This is a genomic window from Photorhabdus hindustanensis (genome assembly GCF_002968995.1).
In the GTDB taxonomy this organism is placed as follows: Bacteria; Pseudomonadota; Gammaproteobacteria; order Enterobacterales; family Enterobacteriaceae; genus Photorhabdus; species Photorhabdus akhurstii.
The window spans coordinates 263,857-283,632 of the sequence record NZ_PUWT01000023.1; the positions used below are offsets into that span (position 1 = coordinate 263,857).

Genomic DNA, 19,776 nt, shown 5'->3' on the forward strand with positions numbered 1-19,776 from the left:
AATATATTTTGAATCTGGTAATAACCAATTTTAAAGCCATAGTGTCCGGGCATAACATCGCTCTTCGTTATGCCCTAAAAACAGGAACCTCTATATACCTAAGTCTCTTTTCCTATTTTAAGGAATCACATTATGGCAAATGATATTAACGCTAATAGATTATTAAATAAACGTCCTAGTTATCAAACGCTCTTTAATGATAATAAGGACCTTTATTGTTTTCCTGGTTCACCAGAAGCTAATGATGGCCCTTTAGCATATTTAGTTGATTTGTATCAACAGGCACTCGCCTTTGAAAATACCGCAAATGAAGAAAGCGCTCGATTTATTAGTAAGCGGCGTCCAGACATCGAGAAATTATTACTCGACAGTAAAAGTATCAATGAAATCAGCAGCATTTTGCCGCTGATCATCGAAGTTTTAGCGCAAAAAGCGCAGTCTCATTTAAATAACGCCCAACCTTTAGCCGAATCACTGGCAAAGATTCATTATCCTTTTTCATTACCTTTTCATTTCCCACTGCGTCAAATAACCGCAGTACTGGAGAAAAAGAAGATTCCGTTGCTAGAACTTATCCAGCAATCTGATCGTGCATTTCCCAATTTTATCGATAACAATCTACACTTACCTTCACTGCAAAAGGCTATGGTGGTCAGCAATGCTTTGGCGCCAGAATTACAGACATTGCTGCTTAAAGCATCCCAAAGTGGTCAACAAGATTTCTTTGCTAAATATTATGGTGTATCCGGTGATGCAGCACAGGCCGCATCGACCCTATCTCAACTCACTGTATTTACACAGCAAACTGGTTTGACTTCTCAGGATGTTGAACGCTTGCTAGCAGTCAATGGTCTGACTGAAAGTAATGAAACCCACAGTTCGGTGACTTTCTCTAGCAATGTAACGAAACCTTCAAACACCAATATCCAGTTTCCTTCCGGGGCCAATTACGGCGCGGCATTTATCAACGGGGGAACTGAACCGGCCATGTCTCTGGAAAAGGTCACAGATAAAGCGACCGGAGAAGAAGTCGTCTGGATTAAAGGTATTAATAATGACCGCTTTGACCGGATTCAGCGTTTTCTACATATTCAACATGCATTGAAACTCTCTTATGAACAGCTTGACCAGTTATTGACTTCCGCATTGCGGGCTGAAAAACAGCAAAATTTGATTATTACCGAATCTACGTTACGCACATTAGGGGTATTTTTACATTTCCATCGGGAATATAAAGTCACAGTTGAGCAATTCTGTACATTTATAGACGAAATTACTCCCTATGCACTTGATAATAATTTCTCCTTTTTTGATCGGTTGTTCAATTCACAAGGGTTGTCAAAACAAGCAGCTTCGGCATCGGTACTTAACTTGGATAATAGCGAATTTGATCCGACAGCTACCGAAGGCGTGGATGCGCTGACTGTCAATCAGCTATGTGTTGGTCTGAATATTGATGATGTCACTTGCCAAACACTGTTAACCTGGATAACTGTGTCACTTGGAATAAAAAAACCTACCCGCTCACTGACTGTCGTATCTGCCTTATATCGACTGGTTTCTTTACCCCGTTTATTGAAGCTCTCTTTACCGAATGAATTAGCTCTGTTTTTATTGCTGGAACGGGATAACCCAGGCTACTTAAAACAATTAGCGGGCATTCCGGTATTAAAGAAAATTGATAATACCGTACAATCCCATGATTTTGACATTCTTGACGCAATAGTCGCTTTTATGAATGCGGCACAATGGCTTAAACTCCATCGCCTGTCAGCTCCATTATTAAATATCTTGCTTACGCCTTACAACATCAGCGGAAATGCTGACAACAAAATCAAAAATATCGACTTTTCCAAAGTAACTGAAAAGATTTTACCCGCCCTCAATTCTGGGCTGTTAAGTGAAGATAAAATTGCCACTGCTATGACAGATTTTCAGCACAAGGAGCAAACCAACAATTTTTCTTGGCTAACGAAACTTTCTGAGTTGATTGATTCACAGGGAATAATCAAAGCTATTGTTATTCCAGAGGGCAAAACCTTAGAAGAAATACTGGCTGAAAAAGTCAGGGCTATTCTTCAACCGTTGGCTGATGAAACCGTATGGTTGGAATATGGAGACAATTGGTCACAAAAACTGACGACACTGATTCAGAATGCCTTTATCGCCCAAGACGATATGATTATTAAATCTGTCAGTTATGTCTTAACGGTAGATGAGCCCCTCGCTTTACCGTTATTCCAGTGGACAGGCAGAAGTCGTACAGAATTTTTGCGCGAACTCATCACTCAGTACCAAGAAAGAGATCAGCAAAACAATCAACTCAGCGAAAATGCTTTTGCCATTTGGTATGATCTTAGTCGTTATGCCACTGTCAGCAAATTGTTTAAACTCAATGCCACAGGGATACAAACATTGCTTGATCATCCTATTTGGTTTGGGCTGAATCTGGCTGATGGTAAGCTCCGTTCTCTGGATCTAACGGTATTGCACCGTCTTAGCCGTTATGGTGATTGGCTAGATTTATTGCCTGAAACTAAAACGGGAGATGATATTCTCTATTATCTGAACCAAGCTAATAAAGTTGGAAAACCACCCCAGACGCCAGATGAAAAGATATGGACACCACAACAGGCGGCGGACAATCTGGCCGAATTAATCGGCTGGTCGAGTAATGAAATCCTGCGCGTCACCCATGATTTTGACAACGGCGTGGCACAAAGCCTTGTCGGCATCAGTTTTGTTTTACGTCTTCAAGCATTAACCAAACAAAGTGAGCTTTCTGCTCAACCTTTATTGGATGTTGCTCAACTCCCCCTGAAATCAAATTATGATACTTGGCAGCAAGTCAGCAGCGCTTTGTTTGCAGCCTGCTCTCCTGAAGAACAAGCGTCACTGGAAAGTTTACAGAATGAATCCTGGCGTGATGCTTTAGTCCACTATCTGTTAGGTCAGTGGGTACCTGCCAATGAAAAGCTAGTTGATATTTCAGATGTTGATGCATTATCAACCTATTTCCTGACAGATCTGCAAGTGACTTCAGAGGTGAAAAGCAGCCGGATTGCTTTTTGTATTGCCAGCTTGCAAAACTATCTTTTCCGTCTCTTTTCCCATCTGGAACCCGGTTACGGCAGCATGACAATCCCAAGTGCTCAGGTCGAGAACTGGAATCGTTATCTTAGCCAATATGCTCATTGGCAAGCTTGGCAAAGACAACGAAATTTCCCGGAAAATAGTCTCGATTCCGCTCAAAGAATAAGAAAAACCCGTGCTTTTGCTAATTTGGAAAATGACTTAACCCAATCCCGGTTAAATAACGACATGATACAAACCGCTATCTTGAGTTATTTGACTGAATTTGAACGGCTCAGTAATCTCCAGTTAGTCAGCGGCTATATAGACGGCACAGATCCCAAAAGCGACCAATATCATTTTATCGGTAAAAATAATACCGAACCGGTGGAGTACTATTGGCGTACACTTGATATCACACTACGCGATAATCAGGATCGCATCAGCCCGTTGGCTTGGAGTGAATGGGGAAAAATCACTCTGTCACTGACAGGCGACCTGTTAGCACTAAGACCGGTTGTTATCGCTGGACGTCAATATGCTGTCTGGGTTGAACGTGAACCCACACCACTACTTGGCGCAGACCAGAAGCCATCTGTCTACCGAGCTATCAATGTGCAGTTCATTTTTAAACAAAGTAATGGTGAATGGAGCGCCCCCAATAGGCTATATCGTTTGGATGGCAGAGATGCCAGTGGTGAATACCCCAAAATCCCTACGACTGACCAACGTGTACCCGATAATCTCAATATTTACATGAAAGATGAGAGTTATAAACCGGGTTTGATAGCAATGGTGGATGTACAACGCCAGAACGATCCGTGGATGGGAGTATTACTCTATGATACGGCGAAACAGGACAGTAGAACTTGGATAAAAAACAAAGACTATTATCTGGAACTCCGTGATTTACTATTAATAGACAAAAAAACCTTAAGTGCGACGGAAGAAAAAAACCTTATCTCTACTTGGTACAAGTTTTATCGGGACCCCGGAACATTGCAGCATCAATATGCTGGCAGCCTAAGCTATATCACATTAAAGGCTGAAAATCGTAATCATCCTGACTTGAAGCTAACAGCCGCATTAAGCGCAGACAAAACCAAAATTATCCTGACAGGGATAAATACAATTAGTAAACGTAATCCCCAAGGGATCGGGACTCTATATGGAACATATCCCTTCCCTAGTTTCATGCGTTCCAAACAACTTACCTGGACAATCATCAATCAGGATTTCCCTATAACAGTAAACATAGCCGCACAAGATTCTTCGCAAAAATCTATCACTTTTCAGTGGCAAGGACAGAAATCACCGACCAAAATATTAATTATATATTATGGCGAAACACAGCTTTTCGAGTTATTACCTAAGGATTGGAAAGATAACAAGATAACTAAAGAACATAACTTTGGCTGGGTAGGCGGATATGTATTTCAGCAAAGTAAACAATCACAAGTTGAACCTACAAAGAAACTTGCCATATCAGTAAAAGGAGAAGCGCCATTTAGTAGTATCGACTTTAATATAGAAGATAACTGGGAATATACTCCATCAAAGCTAACGCTGAGTACTGGCTCAAAAGTACTTTTTTCCTCAAATATTGCATTAAATGGCAAAGTCACTACCGGAAATATAACTTTTCCTATAGAGTCAGGAGTAAATCGATATTCCTTTATTCTGACAACTTCAACAGAAGTGCAATTGTTCCCTCTTGAGGCTCCTAGATACATTGGAGAAGCCAAAAGCAAATATACTGTAACTATTGAAGAGATAGATAAAACTCCACCAGTTATACTGCGCCGTAATAACCAACAGGCCCAATATCTGGATATCCAAGCGCTAAAATTCCCTTACTCTTTCATTCGCTTAAATACCCTGTTTGGAACGCAGTTAGTCGCTCGTGCCACTCAATCAATTGAGCGGGTTCTGGCATGGGATACCCAGCAGTTATCTGAACCGCCTTTGGGTACTGACACTCAGGTTACTCCGGTAGATTTTCGCGGCGCTAATGGGCAATATTTCTGGGAATTATTTTTTCATCTCCCCTTCTTGGTCTCTTCTCGACTCGGCGAAGAACGGTGTTATTACGATGCTCGGCGTTGGTTTTTAGAACATTTGTTCGATCCTTATGGCAGCCGGCTTTGGAATTCCCGCCCATTAAATGAAAGTGGTAGTGATCTTCCCACTTCCGTAAGTACTGATGACCCGGATATTGTGGCCTATAGCTTGCCGGTCTACTATCAAAAAGCCTTGTTCCAATTCCTTATCAAGCTCTGGATACAGGAAGGCGACGATCTCTACCGGCAACTGACCTCAGACAGCCTGAATGAAGCCAATCTGTGTTATCAGCAGGCACTGCAACTACTCGGTTCCTTACCAGAGGGCCTTACCGCTACCCGCTGGCATCCGGTTAGCCTTGAAGAAATCAAAGCAAGTCTTGGCATAATTCAGATAATAGTTGATTCAGATTTCCGGGCTGTTGATGGCTACTTTATGTCTCCTTTTAATACCCGACTTATCGAGTATCAAAAGACACTAGAAAGTCGTCTCTATAACCTTCGTCATGGATTGACACTGGATGGTAAAGCGCTATCCCTGCCGCTATATGCTGGATCTCTTGAGGGGGACAATTTAACACAACGTCGTACGGGTAATGTCCAGAATACGTTTAACAGTTCGATACAGCCAATTCCCCCCTATCGTTTCCCAGTAATGTTAAAACGTGCGAGTGAGGCTGTGAAACAGTTGATCCAACTGGGGCACCGACTGTTTAGAGCAATAGAAAGTGGAGTCAACGCTGAACAAGAAGTTTTGGAACAATCACAAATCATCAGATTGTCCGCTTTCGCGATAGAGCTGCAACAGGAAGCGATTCAAATTGCTCAAGCGGGCAAAGCAGCTCTGGAAGAAAGTAAAAATATGGCACAACAACGCTATGAGCATTATTACGATTTATACGACGATGATATATCTGGATTAGAAATTGCGGCGATGACCGTTAAAATCGGGTCAGAAGTCACCAGAATGGCTGCGGTTCCTTTTCATATTATGAGTGCCGCCGTGGAAACTCTGCCTAATATTTTTGGCTTGGCTGTCGGAGGAAGTAAATATTCTGCACCGCTGGTGAAAGCGGCGCTTGTCACTGAAATAGCCGGGCTAGTACAAGGAACTATCGCAGATCGGCTTCAAGATGGAGCAAACTATCAGCGACGGCGCCAAGATTGGGAAATTGAGTGGAAACAGGCACAAAGTGAACTCAATATCATCGACAAACAGTTAAAAGAGCAGGAATTACTGATTAAAACTGCCCAAACCGCATTACGGGAAGTTCAAGCACAACGAAATGCCGCAACCGAATTGTATGAATTTATGACAACTGGTTTCTTGGTTGTGCCGACATACCAGTGGTTAATGAAACGACTTTCTGCTTTGTATTCACCTGCGTATGATGCAGTCCTGTCATTGTGCTTAATGGCGGAAGCGGGCTGGCGTTATGAAGTGGGTGATTATCAGCGACAAAGTTTTATTGATACCAATGCCTGGAATGATTCCTATCAGGGACTGCTTGCTGGGGAATCATTGCAATTAAATCTACAGCAAATGGAAACAGCTTGGTTACAACGTCACGAACGTCGTTTAAATATCAAGAAAACCTTTTCTCTTAGCGCGCTCTCTTCCCTCTCAGAGATAACTAACCAAATTGATAAAAAACAGGCGCTGAACTTTACGCTGGATGCAAAAGCCTTTGATAAGAATTATCCCGGACATTATCTACGGCAGATAAAACGGGTTTCTGTATCGTTATCTTTGGAAAGCGCCGGTGCTGATCCAGTGGTTATCCCAGAAATTTGTGCGATTCTGACACAAACAGGCAGTTCAACGTTAGTGGATACTGATATTGAAGGCGTTAACTGGCTCTATGATCCGACGAGAGAAACGGGCAACAATAGAAATATTAAAACCAATTTACGTGCACAGCAGCAAATCGCCCTCTCTTCTGTACAGGAAGATGATGGCCGGGTGGCAACAGAGAATTGGTTATGCACTTTGATGTTTGACGATGGTCGTTATCTGCCGTTTGAAGGAACCGGTGCTATTTCAACTTGGAACCTGAAATTCCCCGACCGACAAGTTATCGATAAGGTATTAAAAGGTGCCGATGGTAAATGGAAATTAAAAGATATTCTTATTCATTTACATTATACCGCGCTAGATGGCGGTAATCAGTTTGCTAAAGAAGTGGCTGAGAAATTAGCTGAGGAGAAAAATGGATCTGAGACATAATATCTAATGTATTAATCATTTTGGTTTGATAATAAAATCCTCTACTTTGTGGTAGAGGATTTTCAACTTATTTAACATTTAATATTTAATTTGGTCGATATATTGTGTTCCATCCGATTCCCCTTGATAATATGGATGAAATGATATCGTTCTGACATTAAAGATAAATTAATAATTCGTTATCGGGACTACTGGAATCTGCTGACTCTATTGTCTGCATCAGGCCGCAACAACAAACTAAAAGGAGATTATCATGCAGAATAATATTCTGGTCACAGGTGGTAAGGGGAAAACTGGAAGGTTGATTAGTGAGTTACTGACCCAAAATGGGATCGCGCATCGGATTGGTACCCGCACCCCTGAATCAGGCAGTGAAATTGCTTTTGATTGGATGCGTCCTGATCTGGCCGAAGCCGCATTTTCTGGCATCAGGTCACTATATATTGTGGCGCCAACGAACACTAGTGATCATGGTTCAGTAGTACCACCATTGCTTGAGATAGCGCTAGAAAAAGGGGTTCAACGTTTTGTGTTGCTTAGTGCATCGTCGCTGGCTTCTGGTGCTCCAATGATGGGAAAAATTCACGCCTGGCTGGAAGCTAATACGCCAGAATGGACAGTATTACGTCCTACCTGGTTTATGCAGAACTTTTATGAGCAACGGCATTTGGTAACAATAAATGAAGAGAACGCTATCTATTCTGCAACGGGCGATGGCAAAGTGGGGTTCATTGACGCCCTTGATATTGCTCGTGCTGCTGTTTCTGCATTAACATCAAATCGAACCATAAATAAAGATTTTATCCTTACAGGACCTGAAACACTTAGTTATGGAAATATTGCTGCTGCATTGAGTAAAGCCTTAGGCCGCAAAATTAGTCACCGAAATCTAACGACCAGTGAATTGGCCAGTCGGCTACAACAAAATGGACTGGATGAAACCTACTCAAAAATCCTTTCAGCAATGGATAATGACATCGCATCAGGTACTGAGGAGCGCATTACAGATGGCGTTAAAGCATTAACAGAAGTAAATCCTTGTTCACTGGATATCTTTATTCAGAGGGAATGTCATCGCTGGAAGGTTTAATTGTATGACGAGGGATAACACTTGTCCGAAGTAAAATAAAGATCGGAGAACATCATATTTTATTTACCCGCGGAGAGTTGGTGATATTTATATCCGTCCATGGAAAGCCTTAGTTAATTGTTTTTTAACTGACGGTGATTATTTGCATACCAGGAAATATAGTCATTACTGGATATTGGCGTCTCGATTCCAATTTTATCCACGCCAAAACTGGTAATATAATCGTTTACTCTGTCTGCATGTTTACGTATATATTCAATACGTCTCTCGTCTATTCTTTGCGATTCCTGTAAATTGATCACTTCACTTTTCAGGAGATTACTCATAGTACGGTGAATCCAATCAAGGAGATAACCTTCGATGATCATATAAAAATCATCATTATTGTTATGGTATGTATCAATAGTTGTCGTCACCACGGATAAAACCGCATATGTTTGGCTTAGTTCTAGAAAATCCCCACTATGATTATTAAATGTATCTAAGTTTATCCTTTTATTATTATTTACTATTAATTTATTTAGTTTTTCATATAAAAAGTCCATATAATCATTCAAAATGGAAAATAGGTCATGCTGGAAAGATATTTTATGTGTATTTATCATCTTATTGAGAATAATTCTCCCTCCGGCTTTTAATGATAATACAAGATTATCACCTTCCGAAGTAATTGCGCCAAAATTAGATATTAAATAAATGGGGATCTTATTAAGCGTAAATAAGCCCTGTGCACCGCAGCGTTCACGACAATTAATTAATATTTCTTGCGTGCGCCATGTGCACAAGGACTTAGTAGTAATGATTTCAATAAGTAATTCATCTGGAAATTTAAAGTTTTTAACTGATTCTGATAATATAATTGAAACTTTTCTTGTTAATTCTCTTAAGTATAATGCGTGAGTGATTGTGCTCAAAGTATCCCAGGCAATACCCTCTTTGAAATGAGAATAATTAATTATTGGCATAGTACCTGAATAACCGAATGTTTGTCGTTTATTGCCATATGTGCTAGTTATATGAAGAGCTGATTTAGCTCCTGTAACTGAGATCACTGCCATGCATAACTTCCCTGAATGTATTCTATTTGTAATTAACGAAAACCTTTCTGTTAATTCTTTAGTATGCAATGATACTTTACCCTCCCTGGTCAGTGTTATCATATTGCCCGCAAGTAGTCCTTCAAAAGGAATTTCGACATTATTAAATGAAGTTATTGCGTTATCTAAATAAAATCCTGGCTTATCGCCAAGTGGAGTAATTTTAACTCCAGGAGTTAATTTGCCATTTACGGACAGAGGGAGAATAAATGGGAAAATACCATATTTCCTTCCTGATACATTTAACTGAGCTAAAATTACAGCTACTTTTGGTAGTTCACAAGGTGTAGTATTAGGCATAAATTTATATGCATTTTGGCTAGGTGAATTCAATATGAATACGCCTTTTCCCGGGAGATAATTAGCTTGTGTTTCGATCGCGATGAGATTATTTCCGTGAGCCAGCTCAGTTGCCAGATATACTCCAATGGCATGACCTGAGCAAAGTTTTCGGTAAAGATCTTCCACATATGGAGTTTGTGCTCCTAAGTTAGCGATAGTGCCTATGGCTAAATTAAAATGAATTGATAGCATAGAAACTACAGCGCAATCATGTGGGGCTACAAGTTCATGAAGGGCAACTAATTAATTAAATGATGTCGTATGAATATTATTATTTTGAATATATTTGAGTAGTTCTATGAATTTTTTTACTGACGACTGGTAATTATCACAAGTGCTTTTAAGTACTGCCAAAAGGTTATCAGATACTACCGAATTTCCTATTCCTAAATAAGGCATTAATTTTGATTCCGAATTGCACAATGATTTATTCATATAGATGAAGCCTTTCCTAGAATAATATGTATATTAGCTATCTAATAGTGTCATGGGATACACTAGAAATATATACCTCTAATTTAAAAAAATTTATTATATAAAAGTGATCTGTTAAAAATTTTCCTTCTTATAGCCCAGTAAAAAAAGATGTATTGAAACATGTTTATCAAGTAAATAATTTATCGTCGTTATCTTTTTCAAATAGGAGATTAATCATTTTATCTTCATAATTAAAATTATCTGAATATGAATAGTCTGCTATGAGATTAGATTTTTGTTGTTTAAATATAACCAGTTAATGAATTGGTTATGAATCTTAGTGTTTGATGATTATGGTACCAGATGGTGGTAATTAACTTGTTAAAGAGATAACTGATAAATTAGCAGAGAAAGAAAATTAGTCTGTAACATAATACTTAATTTAACGATGAAAACTTTTACTTTTTAGTAGAGATTCTTTTATTATTTTAAACAATATTGATGTTATCTTATAGATAAAAATCACTATGTTGTTTTTATCAATCACTTATTTAAATGGAAAAACTTCTTGCATTATTTATCAGGAGATTCACCTATTATATTAATATAAATTTGATGCAAAGATTATTTGCATAATTTACACTGCAAAACGTCAGACTCTCTCTCTATTATTAATCAGGAGTAAATTATGAAAAAATTGATATCTATGTTATTTATTTTAATTGGTATGATTAGCGTCCCTGCATTCTCAGCGGAAACGAATAGTGGCATTGTTAAAGTCGCGGAAATTAAAGCTGATTGGGATAATCCCGCACATTATTTTTATACATTTAGCGGAATTTTAGCTAGTAATTGTGGAAAACCAGGTTATATTTGGTCAGGATCAAGTGCTGAAAACGTTAATAGGCTATTAAGTCAAGCTTATGCACAGGGTTTAAATATTAAAGTTGGTATAGAAAATGCGAGTTGTAATATAACTACCGTTTACGTTATTAAACAATAGTAATTATTTCTTATGCCATTATTAATGGGGCAAAAAGATAGATAAACATTGATTTACCTAACTCTATAATAAAATCCTCTACTTCACACCGTAGAGGATTTTTAATTGATACAAATATAATAATTATATCATTATTGCTCTCTTGTTCTCTATGCAAAGCTAATTTCCATGAAAAATAACACATTGACTCTAATAAATAAAAATTCAGGCGTTATTTATCAGACAAATCACCTTTTATATTAACAAGAAATTAATGAAAATATTATCTCCATCATTTACACTCCAAATCTACCAAATTACTTTTATTATTAACCAGGAGTGGATTGTGAAAAAATTTATATCTATGTTTTTTATTTTCATTGGCATGATTAGCACCTCTGCATTTTCAGCTCAATCCAACAGTGGGATTGTCCGTGTTTACGAGCTTAAAGCTGATTGGAAAATTGAAACAAATAATCCTTCACTTTATCTTTATACATTTAAAGGAAATTTAGCTGGTAACTGTGGGAAACCTGGTTTTCTGTGGTCAAAATCAAGCGATGAAAACATTAATAATCTATTGCGTTCAGCTTATACACAGAGATTAGATATTAAAGTTGGAATAGAAAACGCAAACTGTATTATAACTACTGTTGAAATAGTTTTAAATTAAATAATTACGTTTAGTCAGATATGAGTACCTACGATAAAATCCTCTACTGCACTGTAGAGGATTTTTTAAATTAATTTAAACAACATTTTCTTTGTGAAATTATCTCAGCGTAACATCTATTTATTCACAATATATTTCAGTGACAAAACTTGGTGCATTCTCAATGGTGTCGTGAACCGGGCAGGTTCTATTAATAAAGTCGACAAAAGCATGAATTTCTTCTTCACTATTATCAGCTTTAATATGAAATTTTGTCACTATTTTAGAGAAACCTAATTTCGCTTGTTTATTTCTACCAGTGAAACCATCAGTATCAAGTTCACCTTCCAGATCAACGTGAATATCAATTAAGTTAATTTTGTGTAGTTTAGCAAAAGCCTTTGCTACGATACATTTACAAGCCCCGAGAGAACAGAGTAGAGCTTCAACTGGATTCATCCCCTGATCAGTACCACCTAAATTACGCGGTTCATCCAAATAAAAGGAGAAATCTCTTGATGTACATTCAACTTTCACTCCAGCTACAGATTTTACTGTGGCAGTAAATAGTTCTTTCGCCATGATTCAACTCCTTATAATTAATATTAATTTTTCACCGGGGCAAGCAGAGATAGTTACTATAGCTTTTAAATTTTCTCCATTTTGTTTTTAAAGTGCTCTTAGAGCTTAGCTGTTAAAACTTTCGTTTGATTATTCATATAGAATTTTGCTAATCAGGATAAAACTCAGGGGACAGTATCTGGGACATACCCCAAATGCATACATCGGGAAACGCATCTAATCCGGTTTCGTTCATTGCTGAGGCAACGGCTTTAGACCAGACAACATCAACCCAGTCTGAATCATCTAACTTTGTCTTTAAACTAAGAGATTCTTTTAAACCATAAAGAATCTCTTTTCTTTGCGCTTTAATTGTTTTTTCCCAACTTGTTCCTCTATGGCTTGGTTGGTATTTCCATTTTAATAAGTGAGCAATTAATACTGCCATGCGGCTAGCCAACTCACGCTGTTCGCTCTTGCCTACGTCTTCTATCTCCTCAGCAATATTGGCTATATCAATCTCAGAGAATTTACCGTCACGTAATAACGCTGCTTGCTCATTTGCCCAAGCGACCACATCAGTTTCGTAACGGGTATGATTCATAATTGCCTCCGCTAATAGGTCTATTATGCTAGCAGTCTGTCAGAGAATACGCTTTAGGTCAAAAAAGAACTTATCTTCGATAACTCAGTATTCAGCTTACTGCCGGCAACATTCCACTTACGATGCCAATTTGGATTGCTATTACTGCAACACCGCAGGCAAATACCAGCAATAGTACGGGTTTACCACCAGGTACCCGATATCGACGTTCATTTTGCTGACGGGATTTATATGCCAGGAGGCTAGGTAATAATAACGCTAAAATTGACAGCGCGACCGCGGCATATCCCAACGCCATTACAAAACCTTTTGGGTAAAATAGCGCGAAAATCAATGGTGGAACGAAAGTCAGCAAACCAGTTTGCATACGTCCGGTTACATTATCTTTGCGTTTAAATAGATCACCTAGAAAATCAAACAGGCCAAGTGCGACACCGAGGAATGAGGTTGCGAGCGCTAGATTAGCAAACATTTGTACTGCGAGTTCAGTTTTCGGTGAAGCAACAACTTCACGAATGCTGTGTAATAAGCCATTCAACCCGGCGTTTTCAGCTAAGATATCGACAAACGTGTTGGAATTGATACTCCCTAATGTCGCCAATTGCCAGAAAATATAAGTAATTAACGGAATTGCACTGCCGATAATAAACACCCAACGGAGCCGACGTACATCGCCGTTCATATATTTCACAATACTGGGAACACTGCCGTGAAAACCAAACGATGTGAATATCACCGGAATTGAAGATAATATTAACCCTTGTTCTAATGGTAGTGTCAGTAGGTTAACATGCTGAACATGCGGCATCATCAGCCCCAACATCAATACCAGGAAAATAATTTTTGCACTGAAAATAACTCGGTTAACCATATCTACTGAACTGGTGCCAATGCAAACGATTCCTCCGGCAATTACCGTAAACAGAATAACGCCCACGGAAGCAGGAAGGGACAAATTAAGCCATTTATTGAGGCTGACTGTCAGTAATTCCCCGGCACCACTAATATAGGCTGATGTTAATGCATACATCAAAAACATCATACTGAAACCCGTTAATATTTTACCGCCGTTGCCAAGATAACGTTGAGCAAGTGTCCCTAATCCCGTATCAGGAGACTCATATTGATAAGCTTCAACCAGTAATAATGCGGTGTAACTCATCAAAACCCACAAGCCAACCAACATGATCAAGCTTACACCAAATCCTACACCGGCGGTGGCTAATGGCATGGCTAACATACCAGCACCGATAGTGGTTCCGGCGATAATAAAAGTACTGCCAAAAGTACGGTTCTTCACGTTTTTTTCCCTTCGAATAAACAACAAATATTTAATAATAGAAAATCAGGCCACTTTCTTTTTTTCTTCTTCATCAACAATCTGAGTCAGTTTGTGAATAAAAATTTTCTGGAGCCTTTCCCAATACTCGTCAAAGTCGTCAGCACTACGTAAACAATGAGTCATCACAGCAGCACGCAAAACATATAAACTGTGGACTTTCTGCCATTCTTCTTGGTCAAAACCGCAACCTTCAACGTAATGCCAAGGCGTATCACCATACTCTCCATAACCAAGGGAGGTGGAAGAAGTCAAAAAATCATTGGTGTAACTACGCCCAGAAGTATATGAACAAAGCTCGTACATCCGTTTATTAAGACGGTTGTGGTGACTTAAATCATTATTTCCTTGCTCTTTAAAAGTGAAATTGACCATATGGAAATCAGGATTTGGCATGGTATGAATTGCAAACCGGCGTTTGCCAACAACCAATGGTTCTGTGGTTAAAAGTTTTTTAATCATCCAATTAGCCGTCACAATACCGGCAGCAATGACTTTTCCGTAACCACTGATATTAAGTGGAACCAATCGGTGCGCGGCCCAAATTGCGGCGGCGATAGCTCCGGCTTTAGATCCCTCCATAATAGAGGCGCCGAGTACGACATGCCGGTCAATGGCTTGCTCTGGTTGAGTATCAACATCTTCAAAAACATAAGCCGCACGGTAGGAAATTAAGTCAACAATACGCTTATCTTTCATACATACCGCACCGGCGGCATATTGAATAAATCCAACTTTGTGGGGATCTACGGTGATTGAATCAGCCTGACACATGGCCCGGAAGCTTTGGTAAATTTCAGGTTTAGGCCAAATAATATCTTCGGGAATAATCGCCAATTCATGATAACGACGGATAAGTTCGTCATATTCCATAAACTCTCCCTGTTCGTTAAGGAACATTGCGCTGGCATAACCTGCATAAGCGGCATCAATATGCACATAAAATGAGACGCCATAACGCTCTTCACACTCTTTGCGCAACGCAATAACTTCATCAACTCGGTCAATGGCTCCCACTTCTGTCGTTCCAACTACAGTTACCATCGCCAGAATAGGCTCCCCCTGCTCTATCAGACCGAATGTAATTTCACGCATTTTTTCAACATCGGTACGATAATTCGCATCGACCGGCAATGGCACGATATGCTGTTGACCGATTCCCAGAACATCCATTGCTTTCATCCATGAATAGTGTTTCGACTGTGGAACCAGGACTTTGCCAAACATCCCCTGCTTTATCCCGGCGCCACGGCAAGAAAGTTCACGAACTTCTTCGAAAATGCCACGTTTTTTTAATTCATCCGTCAAATCCAGAATATCTGATGGCGACATATTCAACAGTTGTTGTTCTGATTTATTTGCGACCAGATCGCTGGATTGTGGATATTGTGCAATGGCAAGAGGCATGGTTTTTAAATTACGCGCAACCCATAACCCTTCATAATTGGCGACGGTTCCTCCTGATGTAATATGTCCCCAGGCTCGGCGAGGGTCATAACCAAACATCCGGCATAGATCCAGCCCCGCTTCAATTTCTAGCTCCGTTGTTGTCGGTGATGACTCGTGGGCGCAATTGTTTGGGTTGTACATCATTGCCATGACATAAGCGAGATTGGAAACCATCAGGGTGTCGGCATTCATATGCCCCATATAGCGAGGAGAAAACCAGGGAATAGAGGTGTTTTTCAGCTTAGCGGATAACTGGTTTAGAATACCCTCTGTCCGATAAAGCGTTTCCCTATAATCAGGTGCATAACGATCAACCGAGGTGACTAAGGCGGGATCTTCTGGGTGAAAATCAGAGCGCCAGTGCATGTGCTCACTTACGGCATATTCCATCATTTCTCTAAAAAAAACCGTATTTTCTGATTTAGGGCCTAAAAACAACGCATCAATGTTCAAGTGCGAAGTAAACTGCTTGGTCATAATTATATTACCCTTTCAACTAACAAAAACGGCTGTCAGCAACAGAGAGATTCTGAAATTCTTTACTTGTTAATGAAATCACTATCTTTCTCTGATGGTCAGACAGAAAATTATATGCCACCTAACTTACCAATAGCTGGTCATACCTCATTATTCTAGACATTCAGAAAAATCTATTAGGTGGAATAGATTGATCATTAACATATCTATAAACGATCGTTTGTTAATAGATATAGACTATATTTGTTAAAATATTAACAATGACGTTAAATATAAATTCTGATTTTGTGCGCGAGGACAAAGAACGAATAAAAACAAATCAAAAAACAGAGGAAAATAGGGGCTTATTTGTTGTTAACCTTGTTAATTATAAGGATTTTTTTAACGTGAAGTGGTTAGCAGATAGAACGCAGGGCTACAAATTAAAATAGCCCTGATTTAAGCAGAAGTACTATTAAGATGATACATTTACCAACATAACCTTGCCGAGAACATCACCGGCTTCCATCATTCGATGTGCATCAGCAGCATCTTTCAGATCAAAAACTTTACAAATTAATGGACTGACTTTTCCTGATTTCAATAATGGCCAGACATGTCTTTCCAATTCCCGAGCTATCTCTGCTTTTTCCTCTACACTGCGAGAACGTAATGTAGAACCCGTGTGAGTCAGACGTTTTAGCATTAAGGGCATCAGATTAAGATTTTCAGGGTTTCCTTTCATCATACCAATCTGAATAATTCTCCCGAATTTAGCAGCAACCTTATAGTTTTTATTGACATAATCACCGCCGATTAAGTCAACAACCATATCAACGCCATGATTACCCGTGATTTTCAATACCCGATCAACGAAATCTTCTTTACGGTAATTAATAACAAAGTCAGCACCTAAACTGTGTGCGACTTTAGCTTTTTCATCAGAGCCGACGGTAGCAATAACTCTGGCGCCAAAGGCTTTTGCTAACATAATAGTGACGCTGCCTATCCCAGAAGTACCACCGTGAATCAGCAAATTTTCTCCTTGTTTCAACTTGCCAGTCTGAAAAACATTAGCCCAGACGGTAAAAAAGTTTTCTGGCAATGCGGCTGCCTGAACAAAATCCAAACCATAGATGGGTAAGGCAACGGAGTCATGTACCAGGCAATATTCGGCATAACCGCCGCCGGCGACAAGAGCGCAAACTTTATCGCCAAGATTCCAGCGTTCACAACCTTCACCTTTGGCAACCACCTCTCCTGCAATCTCCAAACCCGGCAATGGCGATGCATCCGGTGGTGGTGGATAGGAACCCATTCTCTGAAATATATCAGGCCGATTAACACCCGCCGCAGCTACTTTTACTAACAAGTAGCCTTTTCCTGGCCGTGGTAACGGAACCTGAACCAGATGCAATTTCTCCGGGCCTCCGGGCTTAATGATACTGATCGCTAACATATATTGGGGCAATGAATTAATTTGGCTATGCATATATACCTCTTATTTCTTTTGACGATCCTTTTTATGAATTTAGTCTAAGTTTAGATGATAATATTATTTATTCTGATTTGTGGAAAGAGTACTGAGAAATAATGCAAGAATCTCTGTTATGTACTAAGGCGTTTGGCTGAAATTCCTTCACAAATGTCTAAGACCATAGACACCAAAAAGTGGCAGGATGAAAATTGAGTAACAAGACGGTATCACCGACCTCGAGGTCTTCATTTCCAATGAACATAAGAGTTTTCACTGCGTTGATTCTAATATACCTATCTGTTATTAATCAATTCTTAGTACATGCAAAAAGAAACTGGTGACAGAACTTCCACATACTACCATTTCATGTATGCTGATTCTTTGAAATGACAAAATAATTGAGGTAGTTATGGGAACAACAGCAAAACAACCCAATGACCCGACAGTAAAACCGAAAAGCGGATTTGATCCGTCTGAGCTGGTCAAAGCACGCGTCATCAATCTTGCTGATCATTTTATTAATGTGCTTAAAAACAAAGATTCAGAGAGTGTTTCTCTGTTGTTAACCCTACCTGATAATGAATTTTGGGCAGAAGTCAAAGGGCGGGCTAACTATGTTGAAATGGTGGAAAATATCACACCGGAAAAGAAGGAACACGAGGAATTAATCGAAAGTAGAAACGCTTTTCTGGCTCATCTTGGGGAATACGGTGGCGTTTATAAGTCCAGTAAGGTTGCTGATATATTAGGAGTGACCCGCCCGACAGTAAATAAATATGGTGAAAATCATAAACTCATTGTATTAAATTGGGGAGTAGAGAATTTATATCCTGTATTCCAATTTTCGGTAAATAAAAAAACGAGTAATAAAGGATATTTAAAAGGTGTTCCAGAAATACTGACTAATCTAGGTCCAGTCAGTGGCGTAAAAAAGTGTGATTTTTTCATCCGTAAAATCAAGACATTTAATCCTGGTATCGATCTGGCTGAATCCACGACGGTACTGGATATCCTCAGAAATGGCGCCTCCAATGATGAAATTGCTCAATTGGTAAGGCTGGCGAAAATATTCGATTCTGTTGATTCTATGTAAAGAATTCCAGTATGTAATTGAAAACAGCCATTTTACCCTACTCTCCTTCGAAATATGCCAACTACCCAGAAATGCTTGTTCTCACAATACTACTGTTTGCCCGCCATCGACTAGCAGTGATACGCCGGTTACAAACGATGCGAGATCCGATCCTAACCATACGACTGCATTTCCTACCTCTTCCGGCTCTCCCAATCTTCGAAGAGGCATCCTCTCCCGTAACCCGTCAAACATTTTCGCGACTTCCGGCGAGGAAAGAGGAAGTGCTGTATTGATTAGCCCTGGGCATACGGCATTAACACGAATACCTGACGGTCCGAAAGCATCGGCCAATGCGGCCACCATCATATTGACGCCCGCTTTGCTAGTGGAATAGGCGGTTGTAAGTTGTCCTGTCCTAATGGACCCCATACTTGAAGTTGCCACAATACTTCCACGTTTGCCCAGTTTTATCATCTGTTCAGCAGCAGCCTGTGCGCCAAATAAAACGCCATCAAGGTTGACCGTAAGCAGCTTGTGAAAATCGTCTGCACTAATCTGTGGGCCATCGGTAGCTAATGCAATTCCGGCATTGCAAGCCATCAAATCAACACCGCCGAACGGTATAGCGACATCGACTAATGCATCCATATCGCTCCGCGAGGTGACATTACATCGGTGGAATATGGCTTTTGTACCAAGCGAATAAAGACGCTGGAGCACCGGCTCTCCTCCCTCTCGGGGTTGATCCGTGATATCACCGATAATTACGGTTGAGGCGCCATGACGCGCCGCAGCTAAAGCAATACCTGCTCCGATGCCACTTGCGCCGCCAGTGACAATGACAACCTTACCTTCTAGCATACGGTCCATTTGATG

At 39.8% G+C, this 19,776-nt stretch carries 12 protein-coding genes; 5 read left to right on the forward strand and 7 right to left on the reverse strand.

Features of this window, described 5'->3' with window-relative positions:
- The first annotated feature begins 132 nt into the window (after nucleotides 1–132).
- Nucleotides 133–7,359: a Tc toxin subunit A-related protein gene (locus C6H66_RS10085; protein WP_105395495.1), complete on the forward strand. Its 7,227-nt coding sequence runs from the start codon at nucleotides 133–135 to the stop codon at nucleotides 7,357–7,359.
- A 253-nt stretch (nucleotides 7,360–7,612) separates the two neighbouring features.
- On the forward strand, nucleotides 7,613–8,449 hold the full coding sequence (locus C6H66_RS10090; protein ID WP_105395496.1) for an NmrA family NAD(P)-binding protein: 837 nt from the start codon (nucleotides 7,613–7,615) through the stop codon (nucleotides 8,447–8,449).
- Between the two features lie 113 nt (nucleotides 8,450–8,562).
- Here C6H66_RS10090 and C6H66_RS10095 read toward each other — a convergent pair whose 3' ends face one another.
- On the reverse strand, nucleotides 8,563–10,080 hold the full coding sequence (locus C6H66_RS10095) for an acyl-CoA dehydrogenase family protein (protein WP_248000652.1): 1,518 nt from the start codon (nucleotides 10,078–10,080) through the stop codon (nucleotides 8,563–8,565).
- Between the two features lie 913 nt (nucleotides 10,081–10,993).
- On the opposite strand from C6H66_RS10095, the gene C6H66_RS10100 reads away from it, so the two are divergent.
- Together C6H66_RS10100 and C6H66_RS10105 are read left to right on the forward strand one after the other, a co-directional pair.
- On the forward strand, nucleotides 10,994–11,308 hold the full coding sequence (locus tag C6H66_RS10100; protein ID WP_105395497.1) for a hypothetical protein: 315 nt from the start codon (nucleotides 10,994–10,996) through the stop codon (nucleotides 11,306–11,308).
- 325 nt (nucleotides 11,309–11,633) lie between these two features.
- Nucleotides 11,634–11,960 carry a hypothetical protein gene (locus tag C6H66_RS10105; RefSeq protein WP_105395530.1) on the forward strand — a complete coding sequence of 109 codons (327 nt, stop codon included), beginning with the start codon at nucleotides 11,634–11,636 and terminating at the stop codon, nucleotides 11,958–11,960.
- A 120-nt stretch (nucleotides 11,961–12,080) separates the two neighbouring features.
- Here the strand turns inward: C6H66_RS10105 and C6H66_RS10110 are convergent, their stop codons facing one another.
- From C6H66_RS10110 to C6H66_RS10130, 5 genes are all read right to left on the reverse strand, one after another.
- Nucleotides 12,081–12,521, reverse strand: coding sequence for an OsmC family protein (locus C6H66_RS10110; protein ID WP_036805959.1), 441 nt, complete (start codon nucleotides 12,519–12,521; stop codon nucleotides 12,081–12,083).
- Between the two features lie 148 nt (nucleotides 12,522–12,669).
- Nucleotides 12,670–13,104 carry a DUF29 domain-containing protein gene (locus C6H66_RS10115; RefSeq protein ID WP_105395498.1) on the reverse strand — a complete coding sequence of 145 codons (435 nt, stop codon included), beginning with the start codon at nucleotides 13,102–13,104 and terminating at the stop codon, nucleotides 12,670–12,672.
- A 91-nt stretch (nucleotides 13,105–13,195) separates the two neighbouring features.
- Nucleotides 13,196–14,404: a tyrosine transporter TyrP gene (gene tyrP, locus C6H66_RS10120; RefSeq protein WP_105395499.1), complete on the reverse strand. Its 1,209-nt coding sequence runs from the start codon at nucleotides 14,402–14,404 to the stop codon at nucleotides 13,196–13,198.
- Between the two features lie 45 nt (nucleotides 14,405–14,449).
- Complete coding sequence (locus C6H66_RS10125) at nucleotides 14,450–16,369, reverse strand: pyridoxal phosphate-dependent decarboxylase family protein (protein WP_105395500.1); 1,920 nt, start codon at nucleotides 16,367–16,369, stop codon at nucleotides 14,450–14,452.
- A gap of 454 nt (nucleotides 16,370–16,823) precedes the next feature.
- Nucleotides 16,824–17,840: an NAD(P)H-quinone oxidoreductase gene (locus tag C6H66_RS10130; RefSeq protein ID WP_105395501.1), complete on the reverse strand. Its 1,017-nt coding sequence runs from the start codon at nucleotides 17,838–17,840 to the stop codon at nucleotides 16,824–16,826.
- Between the two features lie 394 nt (nucleotides 17,841–18,234).
- On the opposite strand from C6H66_RS10130, the gene C6H66_RS10135 reads away from it, so the two are divergent.
- A complete protein-coding gene (locus C6H66_RS10135; RefSeq protein WP_105395502.1) occupies nucleotides 18,235–18,918 on the forward strand; it encodes a hypothetical protein in 684 nt (227 codons plus the stop codon).
- 81 nt (nucleotides 18,919–18,999) lie between these two features.
- Here C6H66_RS10135 and C6H66_RS10140 read toward each other — a convergent pair whose 3' ends face one another.
- Nucleotides 19,000–19,770, reverse strand: coding sequence for an SDR family oxidoreductase (locus tag C6H66_RS10140; RefSeq protein ID WP_105395503.1), 771 nt, complete (start codon nucleotides 19,768–19,770; stop codon nucleotides 19,000–19,002).
- Between the last annotated feature and the right edge of the window lie 6 nt (nucleotides 19,771–19,776).

What these genes read in the sequence shown, in the direction of transcription:
- C6H66_RS10125 (WP_105395500.1), bottom strand. Translation starts at nt 16,369, where the DNA reads ATGACCAAGCAGTTTACTTCGCACTTGAACATTGATGCGTTGTTTTTA.
- C6H66_RS10085 (WP_105395495.1), top strand. Translation starts at nt 133, where the DNA reads ATGGCAAATGATATTAACGCTAATAGATTATTAAATAAACGTCCTAGT.
- C6H66_RS10135 (WP_105395502.1), top strand. Translation starts at nt 18,235, where the DNA reads ATGGGAACAACAGCAAAACAACCCAATGACCCGACAGTAAAACCGAAA.
- C6H66_RS10115 (WP_105395498.1), bottom strand. Translation starts at nt 13,104, where the DNA reads ATGAATCATACCCGTTACGAAACTGATGTGGTCGCTTGGGCAAATGAG.
- C6H66_RS10140 (WP_105395503.1), bottom strand. Translation starts at nt 19,770, where the DNA reads ATGGACCGTATGCTAGAAGGTAAGGTTGTCATTGTCACTGGCGGCGCA.
- C6H66_RS10090 (WP_105395496.1), top strand. Translation starts at nt 7,613, where the DNA reads ATGCAGAATAATATTCTGGTCACAGGTGGTAAGGGGAAAACTGGAAGG.
- C6H66_RS10110 (WP_036805959.1), bottom strand. Translation starts at nt 12,521, where the DNA reads ATGGCGAAAGAACTATTTACTGCCACAGTAAAATCTGTAGCTGGAGTG.
- C6H66_RS10100 (WP_105395497.1), top strand. Translation starts at nt 10,994, where the DNA reads ATGAAAAAATTGATATCTATGTTATTTATTTTAATTGGTATGATTAGC.
- C6H66_RS10130 (WP_105395501.1), bottom strand. Translation starts at nt 17,840, where the DNA reads ATGCATAGCCAAATTAATTCATTGCCCCAATATATGTTAGCGATCAGT.
- C6H66_RS10095 (WP_248000652.1), bottom strand. Translation starts at nt 10,080, where the DNA reads ATGCTATCAATTCATTTTAATTTAGCCATAGGCACTATCGCTAACTTA.